Origin of the sequence: Legionella birminghamensis (genome assembly GCF_900452515.1) — a bacterium.
GTDB lineage: Bacteria > Pseudomonadota > Gammaproteobacteria > Legionellales > Legionellaceae > Legionella_C > Legionella_C birminghamensis.
In genome coordinates, this window is sequence record NZ_UGNW01000001.1 from 850,955 (window position 1) to 869,192 (window position 18,238).

Here is an 18,238-nt window from a genome sequence, read left to right on the forward strand (position 1 = left end):
TTCTTTAATTCAGTGATAATAAGAAGAAAAATGGAAGTTTCTGACATGCCTATGGAATCAGCAGCTACAGATTTTTCGCAAAGTCTTTTGAAGCGTCTAAGTGAAATCTGGACGTTTGCAGTCGACAATGATTTTAAAATTTTTTTAAGCCCGCTCTTCATGCGCCTGAAGCTTTGCAGTGTTTTTAGTTTTCAAGAACATCATTATATTCATGGATTCATACAGTTGATTCGATCGCTTCCCGAAGGAATCCGAAATGCTTTCTTGGATGGAGTGGCCATTGAAGATTTGCAATTATCCAGTGGGGTGGATGGTTGGCGGCCAAATGACATCGTGCTAACTTATCTGCAAGATCCTGATTTGGCCAGTATGGCGGATTATGTTCTCAGGTATCAGAAAGTACTTTCGGATACAAAATTATTAAGAGATGAAATTGTGGCATTGGAACAGGCCATGGAGTCGAAGGAAATTCCCGAATATATCTCACAGTTGACTGAAAACCGTGCACTTCTAAAACAATATTTTCGATTACCTGCCGAAACCCCCAAGCCCTCGCTGCTGCCCTCTATTCAAAATGCGAAGGGGAGCCCTGTGTTTTCTGCTGCGAGTACATCAGCAGTAAAATTGACTCCGAATGAGCACACTGCTTTCTGTAAGCGATAAACTAAATCGAACCCACCTCCGCATCCCCCCGGTTTCGACCCATAGCTATCCACGCAAATGCATTAGCTATCGAATCCCCGCGGCTGCGACCGCGGGGCCCATACCTGTTGGAGCGGTACGGTCCTCAGACAAGTTTCAATGTTGCCAAAAAATAGGATTTAACAGGTAGTCATAAACCAGTGTTCTTAACATTAAATTGGCTTCTTGTGGACCCCGCGGTCGAAGCCCATAGCTATCTACACAAATATTTTCCCCCGTCCGAATCCCCGCGGCACCGACCGCGGGGCCCATGCCTGTTGGAACAGTACGGTCCTCAGACAAGTTTCAATGTTGCCAAAAAATAGGATTTAACAGGTAGTCATAAACAGAGTGTTCTTAACATTAAATTGGCTTCGTGTGGACCCCGCGGTCGCAGCCGCGGGGATTCGAGGTGTCGAAGACGTGAGGATTCGAGGTGTCAAAGACTCGGGATTCGAGGTGTCAAAGACGTGGGGGATTCAATATATCCAGAGGCTACAAATCTTTTTCTTTTCGGTTTCTTTCGTAAAGGGTACATTGTACAATTTCAGCTAATTTTTTGCTGGAAATTTCTATGTCTGACTCTTATATACAAGCGACCGCCCATTTCGAAACCATCCTTGATTTTCTGCGTTTGGGCTACAGCGAGGCGAATAAAGCCGGTCTTTTTTATGGCCATGGGACGGATAATGCCTGGGATGACATATTTTGGCTGGTAACAGCCAGTCTGTCGCTTCCTGTTTCAGTTGATAAACAGATTCTGGCAGCCCGGCTGACGCAGTCTGAGAAGACGATGCTGGCTAAACAGTTGGCCAAGCGTATTATCGAGCGTATCCCGGTTGCCTATCTGATTCATGAAGCGTTTTTCTGCGATTTGCCCTTTTATGTCGATGAGCGGGTTTTAATTCCACGTTCACCCATTGGAGAATTAATTAATCACCAGTTTTCACCCTGGATTGATACCGATCAGGTGCATCGGGTGCTTGACCTGTGTACTGGCAGTGCCTGTATCGCGATAGCTTGCGGCTATGCATTTCCTGACGCATCCATTGATGCAGTGGATTTGTCGTCCGCCGCGCTCGAAGTGGCAGAAATTAACCGCCAGAACCATGGCATGGAAGATCAGCTGCAACTCATTCAATCCGATTGCTGGGAAAAAGTCCCTGCTGTTCAATATGATATCATTGTTTCCAATCCTCCTTATGTCGGCAAGGAAGAAATGTCAGGCTTACCCCAGGAGTATCGCCATGAACCCGAAATGGCGCTGGAATGTGCAGACAATGGCTTGGCGATTGTTGAAAAAATTCTGGCAAATGCCCATCATTACTTAACAGAGCATGGTATTCTGGTGGTAGAAGTAGGGAATAGTGAAGACGCATTAATAAAAGCGTATCCTGACCTGGATTTCGTATGGCTCGATTTTGAACAAGGGGGGCATGGTGTTTTTCTGCTGACTGCTCAACAATTAAAATCATATTTTGGAAAACAAGGGCAATGAGCGGTAATACATTTGGAACGCTTTTTAAAGTAACTACTTTTGGTGAAAGCCATGGTCCTGCACTGGGCTGTATAGTGGACGGCTGCCCTCCAGGATTATCCTTATCGGAATCGCTTATCCAGCCTTATCTGGACAAGCGGAAACCAGGCCAATCGAAATATACCACCCAGCGTCGGGAAAGCGATATAGTCCAGATCCTCTCGGGCGTTTTCGAAGGAAAAACAACGGGTACACCAATTGCGCTCGTGATCCATAACACCGATCAGCGATCGCGGGACTATAATGAAATCAAGGACTTATTCCGGCCTGGGCATGCCGATTTTACCTATCATCACAAATACGGCCATCGCGATTATCGGGGAGGTGGACGCTCATCGGCCAGGGAAACCGTAGCCCGGGTCGCTGCAGGGGCCGTTGCCCGTCTGTATCTTAAGCAGTTTGCCAATATCGATATCATCGGCTTTTTACAGCAAATGGGCAACATTGAGTTGCAGTTTGAGGACGAATCCGCTATCGGGCAAAACCCTTTTTTCTGTCCTAATTATTCTCAGGCAAACGAGTTGGCAGCTTATATTGATGATTTACGGCGGCAGGGAGATTCTGTTGGCGCCCGGGTTACGGTTATTGGCAGAAATGTACCGGTGGGCCTCGGAGATCCTGTGTTTGATAAACTGGATGCCACTTTAGCCTATGCAATGATGTCTATTAACGCGGTAAAAGGGGTGGAAATAGGGGCTGGCTTTCAAGCGGTTGTCCAGCAAGGCAGCGAACATCGCGATCAAATGACGAAGGATGGTTTTTTAACGAATAACGCTGGGGGGGTACTGGGTGGGATTTCGACTGGCCAGGAACTCAGGGTCAGCATGGCATTAAAACCCACATCCAGTATTGTCAAACCGGGTAAAACGATTAATAAATATGACGAGGAAGTGACTGTAGTCACCAAAGGACGTCATGATCCCTGTGTCGGGATTCGTGCAGTTCCAATTGCCGAAGCGATGATGGCATTGGTTTTAATGGATCATTTTTTGCGGCATCGAGGCCAGAACAGTCAGGGTTAATTAAACGGGGTAAAAGCATGAGTAGACGATTGAACATTGCGGTAGTAGGGGCCACTGGGGCTGTGGGTGAAACATTGCTAACTGTTCTGGAAGAGCGGGATTTTCCAGTGGACAATCTTTATCCCCTGGCCAGTGAACGCTCTGCCGGCAAGACGGTTCAATTTAATGGTCAAACGCTTGATGTGCTTGATTTGGCCCATTTTAATTTTCAGGATGTTGATATTGCGCTTTTCTCAGCTGGAGGAAGCGTCTCCAAAATCTATGCGCCTATCGCTGCAGAAGCGGGCTGCATCGTAGTAGATAACACGTCCTGTTTCCGGTATGACGACGATATTCCGCTGGTCGTTCCGGAAGTAAATCCCCATCGCATCAGTGATTATAGAAATAGAAACATTATTGCCAATCCCAACTGCTCAACCATTCAAATGGTAGTGGCTCTCAAGCCTTTACATGATGCAGCGGGTATATCAAGAATCAACGTAGCAACCTATCAGGCGGTTTCTGGAACCGGTAAAAAAGCCATTAGCGAACTGGTCGATCAGGTGGGCGAACTACTCAACGGACGGCCTGCCAAAAACAAGGTGTATCCACAGCAGATCGCTTTCAATGTCCTGCCGCATATTGATGAGTTTCTGGAAAATGGCTACACGCGCGAAGAAATGAAAATGGTCTGGGAAACAAAAAAGATTATGGAAGATGATAGTATTATGGTGAATCCTACCACAGTGCGTGTGCCTGTTTTATACGGTCATTCCGAGGCAATTCATCTGGAACTTAAATCGCCTTTGACAGTAGAGAAAGCTCGAGCCCTGTTGAGTAATGCGCCTGGGGTTATTCTAGCTGATGACACTGCAAAGCTTAAGTATCCTACGCCCATAACTCACGCAGTGGGGCATGACGAAGTGTTTGTAGGCCGCATTCGACAGGATATCACCCATCCCAATGGGCTTAATTTGTGGGTAGTTGCAGATAACATTAGAAAGGGCGCTGCCACCAATGCTGTACAGATTGCTGAAATATTGCAGCGTGAGTATTTGTAAAGAAGGACTTGAAATTGTAAAAAAAGACCCAATTGTATACAAAATTGGGTCTCAATAAAGCCTATACTTTTAGTAGCTTATTTATTTCAGGTAAAAAGATGCCATCGCTCAAGAGACGCATAAAGCAGCCGCAAGATTTAGTAATCACCCTGCATCCGCGCGATCAAACGATGAATGCCGGTTATCGGGCTACTTTTACAGCGGTAGCCAAATCAGACACATCTGCAGTGTCCATTCAGTGGCAATTGAGTACGAATCAGGGGCGAACCTGGCTTAATATCCATGATGCAACCAGTAATTCGTTTACCACTGAAAGACTGACTCCTGCTGCAAACGGCAATCTATATCGCGCTGTATTTTCCACTGGAAAGCGAGTATCGCTTGCTTCAAATGCTGCCAGATTATCAGTAATCGATGTTCTAAACCGCGGCAGGGCCAGAGGTCTTCCAGGCATCGATATTCCTGAGGGCGAGCAGCGGCAATCCTATCTAGTTGACGAAAGCCGTGCTATGGAGCGAAAACGCCGCTTACTGGAGCAGGATGGCCATCGCAAGATGGCGCGAGTTCACGCCCGTGAACATAATGATGAGGAAATGAATACACCAGAAGGTGAATTGCAAAATTCGATTATGCAGCATCCCTTACTGGCTGACCAGCGTTATGATGGCTATGATCCCAATGTTAATCCCGAGCCGCCGCTTAACTCAGAAGCACGTAGGGAATTTGATAATGAAAAGCGTAAACAGGAACAGGAAAAACAATTGCGTTTGGGTAATATGCCCAAGTTCACCGCACCAAGACCGAGTCCTAATTAATGACTATAGCGAATGATATTATTAGCGGCCGTATGCCTGATTTTGAGTTTTATCTGCGTCAGGGCGATTCATTGGACGATATTGATGAATATGGCTTTACTCCGCTGATTGAGTGCGCAGTAGCAAGACAGCCTGAAATTGCTGCACAATTGATAGGCCGAGGCGCCAATGTCAACAAAGCCGATGTAACCGGGCGCACTCCCTTGCATTGGGCTGTGGATAATAATGATCTGAATATGACCCGTCTCCTGTTAGAGCACAGGGCTGATCCCAATGCGTATACCCGAGCGGGTTTGTCAATCCTTGTTTATCCCGTTTTACGCGGCCAGGACAGCTTAAAACAGGCTCTGTATCAATATGGCGCCAAGCTGGATTTTGCCCTTGATTTTATTTTAGGGAAATTACTGGGACACCGTTTTGAATTACAGGGGGATGTCGATATTGTCAATGCCAGCAATGAATTTGTAGAGCTCGACTATGAGGGGTTTATACTCGAATTTACGGTTGCCATCCTGAAAGACTCCCTGAGGCGATTTATCAGTTCCTATTCGACTCGTCATTTAAGAGGCTATTTCCCCCTATTGTATAATATTATGGATGGATTTGGTGTCGCAGCCGAATTATTGCAGCTGCAGCATCAGCCACAATTTACCGAGCGGCATTTGTCGCAGTTAAATACTCTGGTTCGAGCTCCAATTCTCATTCTTCCAGCCGCCAGTCGCGGTCATGCACTGGGTTTTGTCCGCTATAAAAACTGGTGGGCTAAAATTGACCGCGGGGAAAATAGTTTGAAAGAGGGGTCTATCAATATTTATCGCATGGGGCGTCCGGAGGCCGTTAATCTGGGCTTTCTAAGGGAGTTTCTTTATAAAAAACAACCCCGCAGTTTTTTTCATGAAACGATAAATCAGGTTTTAAAATTAAGCCCGGTGATGCAAATTCCAATGAGTTCGCAAATCAGCGGCAACTGTTCCTGGGCAAATATTCAGGCGATAGTCCCGGTAGCCTATGCCTTGCAGGAGCTGGAAGAAAACCATCATTCTTCTGTAGATACTGCACTGGCCTTGTATGATGCCTGGGTTGAATGGGATAAAGACAGGGCATTGGATGATGCAATTCATCGCTTTTATCGGGCGAACAGTCTGAGAAAGGCAAGTATCTGTTCCATGTTAGCCGCAGTGCTTTACCAATCCTGCGATTATAGTAACTCGCATCATCTGGTACGGGCTGAAAAGATCCTTACCCTGCTGACTTTACCCGATTATTATTATATTTTGCGAAGTTATCTCGAAGAATATTGCATCACCCGCCTCACCCGCCGAGGTAATAATCTGTTAAAGATCCTCGACGATTGTGGTATAAATCCGAATATTGGTGTAACACCTATTGCTACAGGTTTAAAAGATAGGAAGTAGTGTGCTCGATTCTATAAAATTTATCACAGTTAAATCAATTAAAATTGCCTATGAAACATTTGGGGATCCCTCGCACCCGGCAGTTGTTCTATTAATGGGAAATAGCGCCCAGGGCCTGATGTGGGATGAGTCATTCTGCCGGCAATTAGCAGCTAATCGCTACTTTGTGATTCGCTTTGATTATCGGGATACCGGCCTATCCACTTGTCTTGATTATGATAGCCATCCTTATAATCTTGACGACTTGACCCAGGACGTTTTAGCTTTGATGGATCAACTCAGTATTGAAAGGGCTCATTTTATTGGTTTATCAATGGGCGGAGCTATTGCTCAGCTACTGGCTCTATACCACTTGCCGCGTGTATTGACGATTTCATTAATGATGACCTCCCCTGATTTGTCGGTGAAGAATAACGCGTTTAAAGGGATCAGATCCTCTCATGCAATGCTTCCTCCCCCGTCTGCTGATTTTATCCAGCAGGTTATTGAAATTAATAAATGCCCTGCTGCGAATGATGCCGAAAAGTTGCAACAATTAATCGATAACTGGCGCCTTGCAAATGGCGGAAAAGCGCCTTTTGATGACTCATACTGGCGAAACCTGCTGGGTGAAACGATGAAGCGTGAGGCGGCTAATCCAACAGCCAGGGATTTAAAATTTGCCAATCTGGGAAATCATAGTAAAGCGCAAATGGCAAGCCCTGAGCCAAATCTGGAAGTTATCAGGAAAATCGACTGCCCCTGCCTGATAATTCATGGTGAAGAAGATCCTATTTTTCCAGTTGAGCATGCGAAAGCACTGGAGGATGGCATTAGAAACAGCCGCTTTCATCTGATAAAAACGATGGGGCATGCGTTAAACCCCTGTTTCTTTGAAGAGATGATTTCTGCAATACACGGGCATTTGGCATAACACCGGATCCCGCGGCGTCCCGAATCCCCGCGGCAGCGACCGCGGGGATTCGTAGCGGGAAAAAAATTTGTGTAGATAGCTATGGGTCGAAACCGCAGGGATTCGAAGCGGTACAACATCAGGTTAGCGTCCAGTCATTATCATCTTCAACATCCGCTTTAAACTCTGGTTGTTCATAATATTTCTTTGTGCCGCTCCTTCGGGTAAACCAGGTGACCAGGCTGTTATCATTTTTACTTTCTGTAACGCATTGCTTCATCCTGGTTCGCGCCTCTATGAACGAGATGCTGCAGCTTAAGGCATTATTTGAATGTTCCCATTGCCTTCCAACGGTTGCAGGCACTCTTTTTGTGCTTCCATCTGGCAGGGTAATATCCACACCGCCGCCTCCTTTACCCATGAAGCCCAATTTGAACTGGTTTTTAAGAATGCTTTGACGTAGACCCATAACCCATTCCCGGGCTTCTTTCTCTGCAGCGGGCAACAGGCGCTCAAGGAATTCCTGTCTTTGCTCGGAAGGAATAAGGGTTTGAATTTTTTCTTTTGCACGTAAATTGCCATACGATGGGATAATTGACTGCACAGCTGTTTCACCTAAAATGTCAAACAGCATAGCCATTCTGTCAGTATCCCGGATTGAAACAAGTACTGTGGCCAGCATGCAATAGTTTTGGCTTAAAATATCCTGCAAGTGCTTACTGCCTATTATTTCCTTCAAATAAGACAAGTGACACTCCTCGGGAAGTGATTTAAGTTGAGATGCTAGATAGCTATGAGATTGGGTCAATGAGCGGATCCTCTCTTCGGAAAACAGGCTTTTTAAAAATCTAACATGGGAGATTTGCAAAGGTTTTAGTTGTTCAAGGAACCTGTCGTAATGACGCTCCTCAGTAATCAATGCGTTTAACTTTTCCTTCCCTATAATTTTTGATAAAAAATCAGGCATGAATGCTGGTTTGAGATACTCCATTTTTGATTCAAGCATATTGTAAGTATGGAAGGATGCCCGAAGTTTTTCCCCGGTGAAAATGCTTATGAATTGTTCCTGCGCCTTCCCTGTGCCAAGGGTAGACATTAAATTATAAAATTGATGGTCTTTATCTATTTTTTTAACTGCTGATTCAAAGCGACGCAGACAATGTAACTGTCCTTTTTCCGTTTCGAGTTTTTTTAATAAGAACAGGACAGTGATGAAGCTCAGATTAGAGCCGGGGAGTTTATCGATCAGGTCACTGAGTTCATGAGTCTCTAAATACGTTTGAATAGTATAAAGGCCTTCATGTAGTTTATCCTGATCATCGCTAATGCATAATTCAAAGACCAGTTCCGGAACGAAATGTTCGATACAGAATGCGGCAAATTGAGGATGTAATGCTTCTTTTGTATAGCGTCGTGCGTATGCACTATCAAGCGCTTCTGCAATATTGCGGGGAGGACGCCTGAGATCAGCTTCAATCTCTGTGGTCATGTGAAACAGTCGTTTGGCGGTTTTGAAATCCTCCGCAAATAACTGCTGCCAGGCCTGCAAATTAATCGGTGGCGGAGAATATGTCCCCGGCAATTTATAAGCCAATAAAGAAGGCCATTTCTCCTGGCCATTACTTGCTTTATCCAGGGAATCCAGAGCAGCTTCGATATCGTCCCCACACCAAAGTAAAACCCTGTAAGCATATTCATAGGGATTGATTTTCTCACTGGAGTTCTTCGCAGCCTGAAGTATTTCAATCAGGAAATAATAAACCTTAAATGCCTGTATAAGGGCAGGAGAAAGCTCGCCGAAATAAGGATGCTGATCATTAATCCACTGGAGCATCTTGTGTAGACTGGCATCTTCTGGTACATAAGCATAGCCATGCCCGGAATCCTGATAGAGGCGGTTATGTAATTGTTTGGCACCCAGGGCATAAATAAGACTTTTAAAATCAGAGCTATGGGATAAGGATACAAAGAACTGGGGGACTTTGCTGATTTCTTCTTCACTCAGCGTGTCCCAGCGAAAGATATAACGATATAATTGTTTAAACATAGACATCCTTGTTTATACGAGAGGGCTTAATAAAACAAAATTAGCTGCTAAAATCAATCATGATTTTTATAGAGATTGCAATAGAGTTTGGAAACAAGTATCTTCACCACTCCAGCTCTAGAGTCCTGGCTTAATGGATTATTAATATGTCAAATTTACTGGCGAAGAAAATACTTAAAATAATCACTACCCATTCTGTATCGAGCCCGCAGTGAGCAATAATATGCTGTCGCAATCCTGTGAAATCTTGTCGGGCGTTGGTCCTGCTCTTGCCGGCAAATTGGAAAAATGCGGGATTAAAACTATCTCTGATCTAATCTTTCATCTCCCTTTCCGTTATCAGGATAGAACCAGGGTTACGGCAATTTGCGATTTAAGGCCCAATGATTACGCAGTTATAGCGGGCCGTGTTTGTAAAACCGAAGTCAAATACGGTAAGCGTATGATGCTCTACTGCTATGTAGAAGATAAAACCGCGCTGATTAAATTACGTTTCTTCCATTTTAATAAAAATCAGGTTAAAGCATTACAAAGCGGCCAGTTAATCCGCGCGTTTGGTGAAGTGCGCGAGTTTTCGCAGCAACTGGAAATGATCCATCCGGAGTACCGCTTGCTGGAGCACGAGCAGGATATGCAAATGGAGGAAACCTTAACGCCGATTTATCCAGCTACCGAAGGTTTAAGCCAGACGCGTCTTCGCCAATTGATCAAAGCAGCGCTTACGAGTACCAGAACGGTGTTGCAGGCGCTTGAGTGGATGAGCGAGCAGCAATTGGCCGCGCTAAATTTCAGCTCGATTAATGATTCATTAATGCTTTTGCATCAGCCGCCTCCTGATGTTTCTCTCAACCTTCTCGAAGAGGGCAAGCATCCTGCCATGCAACGCCTCGCCTTCGAAGAACTATTGGCACAACGGCTGAGTATGCAATTTGCCAGGCGCCACCGCAGTCATTTGTCTGCGCCAGGCTTTAAGGACGAACGGGATTTAAAAACGAAGTTTATCCAACAGCTTCCTTATCCTCTAACCGCAGCCCAATTAAGGGTAGATGCTGAAATCGCTCTCGATCTGACTGCCGAAAAACCCATGCTGCGCCTGGTCCAAGGGGATGTGGGTTGTGGTAAAACTACGGTGGCTGCTTTGGCCAGCCTGCAGGCCATTGCCAATGGTTACCAGGTGGCCTTCATGGCACCCACCGATTTGCTCAGCGAACAGCATTTTTTTAACTTTCAACGTTGGTTTGCGCTGCTGGGAATCCCTTGTATGCGGCTTAGTGGGAAGATGAAGGCGAAGGAGAGGCGGGAAACGCTGCAAAGTTTGCTGAATCATGACTGTCATCTCTTAATCGGAACGCATGCTTTATTTCAGGAAAATGTGGAGTTTGCCAGATTAGGGCTGGTAATTATTGATGAGCAGCACCGTTTTGGCGTGGAACAGCGTTTGTCATTGCAGCAAAAAGGGCAAGTCGATTCCCGGATTCCCCATCAGTTACTGATGACGGCAACTCCTATTCCCCGCACACTGGCGATGACCCAGTTTGCCCACCTTGATATTTCAATTATTGATGAGTTGCCGCCCGGGCGTATCCCAGTACAAACTGTGGTTATTAATCAGGACAAGCGTGAACCGATTATTCAGAGACTTGAGGCTGCCATTGCCAGCGGCGCGCAAGCATATTGGGTCTGTACCTTGATTGAGGAGTCAGAAAAGCTCCAATGCATGGCAGCCACCGTTACAGCGGAAAATTTACAGGCGCAGCTGCCTTCGGCACGAATCGGACTTGTTCATGGCCGGATGAAAGCCATAGAAAAAGAAGCCACTATGGATGCTTTTAAACAAGGTGAAATTAATTTATTGGTGGCAACGACTGTCATTGAGGTGGGTGTCGATGTTCCTAATGCCAGCGTAATGATTATCGAAAATGCCGAGCGCCTGGGGCTTTCCCAGCTACACCAGTTGCGTGGACGTGTTGGCCGCGGAAATAATCAATCATTTTGTATCCTTCTTTATCAAACACCGGTTTCCCAATTGGGTGCAGAGCGTCTGCGGGTAATGAAGGCAACCAATGACGGCTTTGTCATTGCGGAAAAGGATCTGCAGCTTCGCGGCAGCGGCGAAATTTTAGGGACGAGGCAAACGGGTTACCGACAATTTAAAATCGCCAATCTGCAACGTGATGCAGCATTACTGCCGCAAGTCGCCGAAACGGCCAGAGGTTTAATGCAGGAATCGGCTGATACGGCTGAAGAGATAGCTGCACGCTGGCTGGGAAATTTCAAAGCGTTTATACATAGCTAGCTTGTTCCGCTTCCGAAAGCTTTTGCTTTTCTGCAAGAGCAACTAGAATGAGCTATTAACTGCCTTTGTTCTAAAGGGCAAATATTATTAAGGAAGAGAATACATGAATCGCACGGTCTCATTCGCTGCGGGTTTAATCATGGTATGGATAATTGGTTATTTGCTGATTGTTGGCAGAAGCCTGCTTATTCCCTTAGTCGTTGCTATTTTTATATGGCATTTATTAAATACAATTTATGTTTTCGTGAAAAAAATTCCAGGTTTTGAAGGCAGGGTTCCTGACTGGATGAGCATGATTCTTGCGTTTCTTGCGGTGGGTTTGCTGATAAAAATCCTGGTGGATATTATTGGTAACAACGTCAGTGATGTGATTCAGGCTTCATCCCGTTATCAGGAAAACCTCATGGCCATTTTTAATAAAATAGATGATTATTTTAATATTAAAATCATGGCCAAATTCGATAATTTTGTAAAAAGCCTGAGCATTCAGGAGATTATGGTTAATATTTATGGCGTTTTTAGCTCAGTCACCAGTTCCGCCGTACTGATTATTTTGTATGTTGTATTTTTATTCGTTGAACAGCATTATTTTGAGCAAAAGTTAAATGCGATGATCAAAGAAACAAACAACCGTCAGCTGGTAAATAATATTTTGGGGCATATTATCAAGGACACGCAAACCTATCTGGGTTTAAAAACGCTGATTAGTATTGTTACTGCTCTGACCAGTTGGGTTATTATGAAAATTGTGGGGCTTGATTTTGCGGAGTTTTGGAGCTTATTGATTTTCTTTCTTAATTTTATTCCCAATATTGGCGCTATCATCGCTACCTTGTTCCCCAGCGTACTGGCGCTGATTCAATTCGATAACTGGCTGCCCTTTATTATTGTCTCTCTGGGCTTAACAACCATTCAATTCATCATCGGCAATATCATCGAGCCGCGTTTTTTGAGTAAGTCACTTAATCTAAGCCCCCTTGTTATTTTATTCGCCCTGGCATTATGGGGTGCAATCTGGGGGATTCTGGGCATGTTCCTTTCTGTGCCGATCACTGTCATGATGATGATCATCTTTGCCCATTTTGATAAAACCAGACCCATTGCCATTATGTTGTCCCAGGATGGGTATATCCAGAAAGCCTATGAAACTATGCCAGAAAAATCGCGCCTGCTTTGAACTGAATGTTTGATTTTTTATTGTACATAATGTAAGGTAAATAATTTTATTCGCTCGAGAACTAACAATGAAGACCATTATTGTGTCATTAGGACAGCTCATCTCATCAGATATTAGTCAGTTTAAAGCGTCATTTCAGAACAGTTTTCTCAATAGGCAATTAAAATTCACTGGCGAGGATGCCTGGAATTGGCTGCTGCCGCATCTTCCTGAATTAAGACTGGCTAAAATAAATCTAAATGATTTATTAGGTGATTTTAATAGTAAATTTTCAACCACACTAAGTTTTGATGAGTTTCGTAAAAATTTTAATTCCATGTCCCAAATGAATTCGGACTCATTAACCCGGATGAAAGTGCTCGTGGATTTTCTGCAGAGTCACCCGGATGTGCAAATTCTAGTGGTTTCTCATAGTAACTGGTCCCATTTTGAGTTTATTATGGAGCAATTAGATGAGATTCTGCCTTATTGCAGAGCAGGATTGATTGAAAATGATCAAGCAATTCCAAAAGGTCAAATACTGTTTGCTCCTTCTATGACATCTCAATGTGAAAAGCATCCTGATACACTCGACTGGGCAATAAAACGATTAAAAATCGATTTGAATGATCCTTTGATCTCCTTGCTTAACACTGTACAAGCGGTTGAGGGTGCCGAGCAGTTTAAATATACACCGGTCGGTCCTAATTTAAGAATGGAAGATTTTGTAAACGCGGCAACTGTGTTTTCTTCAACATCTCCAAGGCCCAATTAATCAATAGAACCAGGCGTTTAGCCTGGTTCATCCGGTTCGCTCAAATAGGCACCTAAACAATTCTAACCTCCCAACACCTTACAAAACACCTCGATCTCTTCTTCCGTATTATAATAATGCACTGAAGCCCTGACCAAGGCATCTAGCCCCCGGGCTTCTAAATCCAAACGGGCAAATTCCAGAACAGATACTGCAACATTGATCCGCTGTTTACGCAGCGCCTGTTTAATTTCCACAGGGCTTTTTCCTTTTACAGTAAAGGTGATAATTCCGCATTGATTTTTGCCTAAATCCTGAAGTTCCAGTCCAGGAATAGTTTGCAACTTATTACGAAACAGGCTGGATAATTGCTGGATTCTCTGCCAGATTGCATCGACTCCCAGATCCAGCGCATAGCGAACTGCAGCGCTTAAGCCCAGTTTTCCGGCATAGTTTTGTTCCCAGGTTTCAAATCGTCTTGCGTCTGGCATTAACTCATAGCCGTTTAATGAGCTCCAGTTAGCAGAATGCAAATCAATAAATGGGGGATTACAGCGGTTTATGATATTTTCGCTAACATATAAAAAGCCGGTACCTCTGGGGCCGCGTAGAAATTTCCGCCCAGTGCCGCAGAGAAAGTCACATTGAATTTGTTGCACATCAATCGGCATTTGGCCTACGGATTGAGTGGCATCCAGCAAATAAGCCACCTGGTGTTTTTTCGCAAGCTGTCCCGCTTCAGCTGCTGGATTAATTAAACCGCCCTGTGTCGGCACATGAGTAATTGCAAGCAATTTAACCGAAGAATTTAATTTTTTCTCTAGTACGTTCAGATCCATTTGCCCATAAGCATCGTTCGGAATCACTTCTATAATGGCTCCTCTCTGCCTGGCAATGTGCAGAAAAGACAAGTAATTACTGGCATACTCATTGACAGCGGTTAGAATGCGATCACCGGGTTGGAAATCCAGGCTATAGAACGCCATGTCCCAGGCTCGGGTAGCATTTTCAGCAAAGGCAATTTCATGGGGCTTGCAATTTATCAGTCTCGCAATGTTTTGATAAAAAGCCTTTATTTCCAGGGCTTTCAGTTCTTCAGCTTCATAGCCTCCAATAGTGGATTCCAAATCCAGATAGCCTTTTATCGTATCAATGACAATGCGGGGCGAGAGGGAAGCGCCAGCATTATTAAAATGTAACACCTGCTCACAGCCAGGGGTTTCTTGTCGCAGTGTTGCTATATCTAGTTGCTTCAATTGAAAGTCTCCACCAAAGATTGAATCACAATATCCCAGCCATTAATAAGTACAAAGACCAGGATTTTTATCGGCATCGACAAACTGGCAGGGGGAAGCATCATCATCCCCATTGTCATTAACAAGCCGGATACAATCAGATCAATTAACAGAAAGGGTATGAAAATCATAAACCCAATTTGAAATGCCGTCTGCAGTTCGCTTAATAAAAATGCAGGAATAAGCTGAAGCAATTTAATTTCCTCAACACTGTCGGGCAATGGTTCTTTGGCTAGCTCCAATAATAGTTGCAAATCTTTTTCACGGGTTTGATGAAGCAGGAATTGTTTAATTGGCTCTTTTGCTTTCTCTACAGCTCGCTCAAAATCAATCTTCTGTTCTGCAAAGGGCTGATAAGCTTCTGCGTAAAGAACTTTTCCAACCGGCATCATGGTATAAAAAGTCAAAAAAAGAGCCAGGCTCATCAGTACTGTATTAGGGGGAGTTTGCTGCAAACCAAGTGCTGTTCGAAGCATCGATAAAACGACCACGATGCGTGTAAACGAGGTCAGCATAATCAAAATACTGGGCGCAAGGCTTAAAACCGTTAACAGGCCAAATACCTTAAGTGCCGGCGCAATATTCTCCTGACTCAGCGGTAAGGCATCCAGAAAGCCAGTGTTTAAGTCGGCAGCTGCAACGAAATGACAATAAAACAATAAGGCCAAACCACTTAAGTATTTCATTTGTCATTCTCGGGCAGCGGGTGGAAACAAAGCCCTTGCGGGTTCTCTGCCAACAGGAAATGCTGTTGCCGATATTCCAGCAGATAAATAATGGTTTTATTATTTAGATAAGTCTTTTCCAGTAAACGGCAGGACGTAGCCGGTTTCGCTTTATTTTTCTTCAGATACAAAAAAAATGCCGAAAAGAGCAGGGCGCCCAGAACAAGTCCATAATTTAACCATTCCATGCCATTGGTGGACGCAGTTTTAAATGGCAGAGTAGAGGCTGAAAAAGCCTGGCTGCTGAAAAGAAAGGGGTAAAAAAATACAACCATGGCTCTTCTCATTTGCCAACCTCAATTATCTGAACCGCAAAATAGTCATCACAGCTCATTAATTCACCACGGGCAAACACTTCATTGTTCAGCAGAAGCTCAACTGGCTCGTCTGTTTTTTGAATGAGATTCAGAACCTTGCCCTTGGTTAGTTGCTTCAGCTCTGCGATAGTAAGCTTCAGGCTGCCTATACGAACCTGGCATTCCACCGTAATATTCGCCAGTAGGCTAAGATAGTCCGTTTGCATTGCATCAGTGCTTTGCTGTGGATCCAATGCAGGAAAATTAATTTTTTTAACCAGAGTTGTCATATTAAGTACTCGCTATCTGAATGGATTTATAGGTTTGATTTTGTCCCGGATGTACTGAACACAGGATTGTCTGTTGATGGGTGAGCTGCAGGGCTTTCTGTTGCGAATGATCTGTCCGGATAACATCACCTGGCTTTAATGCCTGCAAATCTGAAAAATTCATGATGAAGGGGGATAGCCTGACCTCTAGTTCCAACTGCTCAGACTGCAAACTATTTTCGATTGGTGACAAAGAAACTGCGCTGGAATTCAAAGGCAGTTGCTCAGTGACCCAGTGAGGATGGCAATAAATTGAAATTTCAGCTTGTTCAAACGCCAAGCGTAATTCCAGACAAGGAGAGCCGGTGTAAAACCATTCTTTCGTTTCGAGATGCTCTTCCTGAACGGAGATATTTTTATCCTGAAACAACCCAGACATTAGCTCAAAAAGTAGCTGCTCGCTGGCTTTTTGAAAGCAGCAGCAATTATGGCCAAATACAAGTTTTTGTAAGCGCTGACAGATATCCCTTTGACAAAAGGCGAATAGTTGAGCCTTCGAATTATATATACCAAGCCCGGTCTCTGCTGGAATGCCAGCTTTAAGCAAGTGGAATGTTCCGGATGAAAGCGTATAGAGGGCACTCCAGCTATCAAAAGCTGTTTTAAAATAGTGGGTAAGTGTTTGTATTTGGCTGGCATTAATCAGCCGGTAAGGTTTAAATCGCTTATTCATTTTCTGTAAAACTCTTCCAGAAGTTGTTTATCGATATCCATAATCTGTGAGCAGGCCTGAAACATTCTCTGCAACACCACGATATGTGCGAATTCTGTAGTGGCATCGACATTGGACTGCTCAAGTGATTTCGTCTGAATTCGACCCAGGCCTTCTTTATTGGCGAGACCAATATGGCGAAAACGGTCGTTTTTGACGCGAAAAAGATTGTCTTCCGTTTGAGAAAGGGTATTTTCCATGTCATCAAAATTGGCTAAAGCCAGGTGCATGCCTTGCAATTTTTGACCATTGTCATAGGAATAATAGATTTGACCATTATCATCAAAACTAAAATCGATTTGCCGGCCTTCACCGTAGCCATCCTGTTTGTAAGTTTCGATATTAGTCATTGGATTTGTTGCCGATTTCTTATCAAATTGTACGGAGTTTTCAGCGTTACTGTCGCGATCGCCCAGTTGAAGGCAGACCATTTGTGTTCCATTCAAAAGAAAACGGATTTCATTGCTGCCAGCCTTGCCTCTGCCTCCCAGGTTGCTGTCAAATTCAATTTGCTGTGGATCGAACTGGATATCTGCATCATAGCAGCTAATGTTTTTGACTAGCCAACCCCTGCCTTCATCATAAGTTGAGTTCGCATGTTCAGCTTCCAGTTCAATGCTTATCTGATGGGCTTTGCCTTTATCGTCATAGACGCTGCCCACATTAAATTTGATCGGTTCGAGTTGTTGTTTCTCTCCGGTATCAGGCATATCCGGGGTAGGAACTTGTGAATCTTTTATAGGAACTCCCACCAGATTACCTTTTAAACTGAGCACTGACGTGGCCTTCCCCGGGCATTTAAGCGGTCCTTTTTCCTGTATGGGAACCAATTGCTGGTGTTTATTATACCCCATGACCAAACCCTTGCTGTGTTTATCAGCCAGAAGCCCTTCCTGATTGAAACCGAATTCGCCGTCGCGGGTATATAGTAACTCCCCATTTTGAAGCCGGACAATGAAAAAGCCATTTCCTTCAATCGCCAGATCCGCCGGATTACCTGTACCAACATAAGTGCCTGGTTTAAAGTTCGTGTGCTGGCCTTTAACCGATACTCCTAAACCAGTGCTATGCTGGCCGTGATCATTTCCAAGGGAAGAATAAAAAACGTCGCTGCGTTTAAAACCTGGGCTTTGCATATTCGAGATATTATGTGAGGTATTCTGCAAGCCATAACTCGCCGCCATCATGCCGCTCATGCTGGTATAATAAGTATTGCTCATGCTCTT

General features: G+C 44.4%; 17 protein-coding genes. 10 read left to right on the plus strand and 7 right to left on the minus strand.

Translation table 11 applies throughout. From position 1 onward, the window contains the following. Window positions 1–45: 45 nt before the first annotated feature. From DYH42_RS03620 to DYH42_RS03650, 7 genes are all read left to right on the plus strand, one after another. The gene (locus DYH42_RS03620) at window positions 46–663 is read left to right on the plus strand and encodes a hypothetical protein (RefSeq protein WP_058524899.1); all 618 of its coding nucleotides are present in this window, start codon (window positions 46–48) and stop codon (window positions 661–663) included. Window positions 664–1,255: 592 nt separating this feature from the next. Beyond that, window positions 1,256–2,179, plus strand: a complete 924-nt coding sequence (gene prmB, locus DYH42_RS03625) for a 50S ribosomal protein L3 N(5)-glutamine methyltransferase (RefSeq protein WP_058524898.1) — start codon at window positions 1,256–1,258, stop codon at window positions 2,177–2,179. Next, complete coding sequence (aroC, locus tag DYH42_RS03630; protein WP_058524897.1) at window positions 2,176–3,240, plus strand: chorismate synthase; 1,065 nt, start codon at window positions 2,176–2,178, stop codon at window positions 3,238–3,240. Before prmB ends, aroC begins: the two co-directional genes overlap by 4 nt. Before the next feature lie 17 nt (window positions 3,241–3,257). Then, window positions 3,258–4,280 (plus strand): aspartate-semialdehyde dehydrogenase, encoded by a 1,023-nt coding sequence (locus tag DYH42_RS03635; protein WP_058524896.1) that lies wholly within the window; start codon window positions 3,258–3,260, stop codon window positions 4,278–4,280. Between the two features lie 98 nt (window positions 4,281–4,378). Beyond that, entirely contained in the window at window positions 4,379–5,095 is a 717-nt protein-coding gene (locus DYH42_RS16770; RefSeq protein WP_058524895.1) for a hypothetical protein, read from the plus strand. Continuing rightward, the gene (gene ankH, locus DYH42_RS03645) at window positions 5,095–6,510 is read left to right on the plus strand and encodes a Dot/Icm T4SS effector AnkH/LegA3 (protein ID WP_058524894.1); all 1,416 of its coding nucleotides are present in this window, start codon (window positions 5,095–5,097) and stop codon (window positions 6,508–6,510) included. The genes DYH42_RS16770 and ankH overlap by 1 nt, the downstream gene beginning before the upstream one ends. A 1-nt stretch (window position 6,511) precedes the next feature. After that, window positions 6,512–7,423 (plus strand): alpha/beta fold hydrolase, encoded by a 912-nt coding sequence (locus tag DYH42_RS03650; protein ID WP_058524893.1) that lies wholly within the window; start codon window positions 6,512–6,514, stop codon window positions 7,421–7,423. A gap of 118 nt (window positions 7,424–7,541) precedes the next feature. Here DYH42_RS03650 and DYH42_RS03655 read toward each other — a convergent pair whose 3' ends face one another. Next, window positions 7,542–9,449, minus strand: coding sequence for a hypothetical protein (locus tag DYH42_RS03655; protein WP_058524892.1), 1,908 nt, complete (start codon window positions 9,447–9,449; stop codon window positions 7,542–7,544). 223 nt (window positions 9,450–9,672) lie between these two features. Between DYH42_RS03655 and recG the strand changes: the two genes are divergently transcribed. The 3 genes from recG to DYH42_RS03670 all read left to right on the plus strand — a co-directional run bounded on the left by recG (window position 9,673) and on the right by DYH42_RS03670 (window position 13,676). Next, entirely contained in the window at window positions 9,673–11,745 is a 2,073-nt protein-coding gene (recG, locus tag DYH42_RS03660) for an ATP-dependent DNA helicase RecG (RefSeq protein ID WP_058524891.1), read from the plus strand. A gap of 103 nt (window positions 11,746–11,848) precedes the next feature. After that, on the plus strand, window positions 11,849–12,922 hold the full coding sequence (locus tag DYH42_RS03665; RefSeq protein WP_058524890.1) for an AI-2E family transporter: 1,074 nt from the start codon (window positions 11,849–11,851) through the stop codon (window positions 12,920–12,922). 67 nt (window positions 12,923–12,989) lie between these two features. Then, entirely contained in the window at window positions 12,990–13,676 is a 687-nt protein-coding gene (locus tag DYH42_RS03670) for a hypothetical protein (protein ID WP_058524889.1), read from the plus strand. A gap of 62 nt (window positions 13,677–13,738) precedes the next feature. Here the strand turns inward: DYH42_RS03670 and DYH42_RS03675 are convergent, their stop codons facing one another. The 6 genes from DYH42_RS03675 to DYH42_RS03700 are packed head-to-tail and all read right to left on the minus strand — an operon-like array spanning window position 13,739 to window position 18,232. Then, on the minus strand, window positions 13,739–14,911 hold the full coding sequence (locus DYH42_RS03675; RefSeq protein ID WP_058524888.1) for an aminotransferase class V-fold PLP-dependent enzyme: 1,173 nt from the start codon (window positions 14,909–14,911) through the stop codon (window positions 13,739–13,741). Continuing rightward, window positions 14,908–15,636 (minus strand): flagellar type III secretion system pore protein FliP, encoded by a 729-nt coding sequence (gene fliP / locus DYH42_RS03680; RefSeq protein WP_065232858.1) that lies wholly within the window; start codon window positions 15,634–15,636, stop codon window positions 14,908–14,910. The genes DYH42_RS03675 and fliP overlap by 4 nt, the downstream gene beginning before the upstream one ends. Continuing rightward, complete coding sequence (locus DYH42_RS03685; RefSeq protein WP_115316947.1) at window positions 15,633–15,950, minus strand: hypothetical protein; 318 nt, start codon at window positions 15,948–15,950, stop codon at window positions 15,633–15,635. Before DYH42_RS03685 ends, fliP begins: the two co-directional genes overlap by 4 nt. Window positions 15,951–15,958: 8 nt before the next feature. Next, entirely contained in the window at window positions 15,959–16,261 is a 303-nt protein-coding gene (locus DYH42_RS03690) for a FliM/FliN family flagellar motor switch protein (RefSeq protein WP_058524886.1), read from the minus strand. Window position 16,262: 1 nt separating this feature from the next. Beyond that, window positions 16,263–16,973: a FliM/FliN family flagellar motor switch protein gene (locus tag DYH42_RS03695; RefSeq protein WP_058524885.1), complete on the minus strand. Its 711-nt coding sequence runs from the start codon at window positions 16,971–16,973 to the stop codon at window positions 16,263–16,265. Then, on the minus strand, window positions 16,970–18,232 hold the full coding sequence (locus DYH42_RS03700; protein ID WP_058524884.1) for a flagellar hook-basal body complex protein: 1,263 nt from the start codon (window positions 18,230–18,232) through the stop codon (window positions 16,970–16,972). Before DYH42_RS03700 ends, DYH42_RS03695 begins: the two co-directional genes overlap by 4 nt. Between the last annotated feature and the right edge of the window lie 6 nt (window positions 18,233–18,238).

Excerpts from the sequence above, each read along its gene's own strand:
- aroC (WP_058524897.1), top strand. The coding sequence starts at position 2,176 with ATGAGCGGTAATACATTTGGAACGCTTTTTAAAGTAACTACTTTTGGT.
- DYH42_RS03690 (WP_058524886.1), bottom strand. The coding sequence starts at position 16,261 with ATGACAACTCTGGTTAAAAAAATTAATTTTCCTGCATTGGATCCACAG.
- DYH42_RS03620 (WP_058524899.1), top strand. The coding sequence starts at position 46 with ATGCCTATGGAATCAGCAGCTACAGATTTTTCGCAAAGTCTTTTGAAG.
- DYH42_RS03670 (WP_058524889.1), top strand. The coding sequence starts at position 12,990 with ATGAAGACCATTATTGTGTCATTAGGACAGCTCATCTCATCAGATATT.
- DYH42_RS03685 (WP_115316947.1), bottom strand. The coding sequence starts at position 15,950 with ATGGTTGTATTTTTTTACCCCTTTCTTTTCAGCAGCCAGGCTTTTTCA.
- DYH42_RS03700 (WP_058524884.1), bottom strand. The coding sequence starts at position 18,232 with ATGAGCAATACTTATTATACCAGCATGAGCGGCATGATGGCGGCGAGT.
- prmB (WP_058524898.1), top strand. The coding sequence starts at position 1,256 with ATGTCTGACTCTTATATACAAGCGACCGCCCATTTCGAAACCATCCTT.
- DYH42_RS03695 (WP_058524885.1), bottom strand. The coding sequence starts at position 16,973 with ATGAATAAGCGATTTAAACCTTACCGGCTGATTAATGCCAGCCAAATA.
- fliP (WP_065232858.1), bottom strand. The coding sequence starts at position 15,636 with ATGAAATACTTAAGTGGTTTGGCCTTATTGTTTTATTGTCATTTCGTT.
- ankH (WP_058524894.1), top strand. The coding sequence starts at position 5,095 with ATGACTATAGCGAATGATATTATTAGCGGCCGTATGCCTGATTTTGAG.
- DYH42_RS03655 (WP_058524892.1), bottom strand. The coding sequence starts at position 9,449 with ATGTTTAAACAATTATATCGTTATATCTTTCGCTGGGACACGCTGAGT.
- DYH42_RS16770 (WP_058524895.1), top strand. The coding sequence starts at position 4,379 with ATGCCATCGCTCAAGAGACGCATAAAGCAGCCGCAAGATTTAGTAATC.
- DYH42_RS03665 (WP_058524890.1), top strand. The coding sequence starts at position 11,849 with ATGAATCGCACGGTCTCATTCGCTGCGGGTTTAATCATGGTATGGATA.
- recG (WP_058524891.1), top strand. The coding sequence starts at position 9,673 with ATGCTGTCGCAATCCTGTGAAATCTTGTCGGGCGTTGGTCCTGCTCTT.
- DYH42_RS03635 (WP_058524896.1), top strand. The coding sequence starts at position 3,258 with ATGAGTAGACGATTGAACATTGCGGTAGTAGGGGCCACTGGGGCTGTG.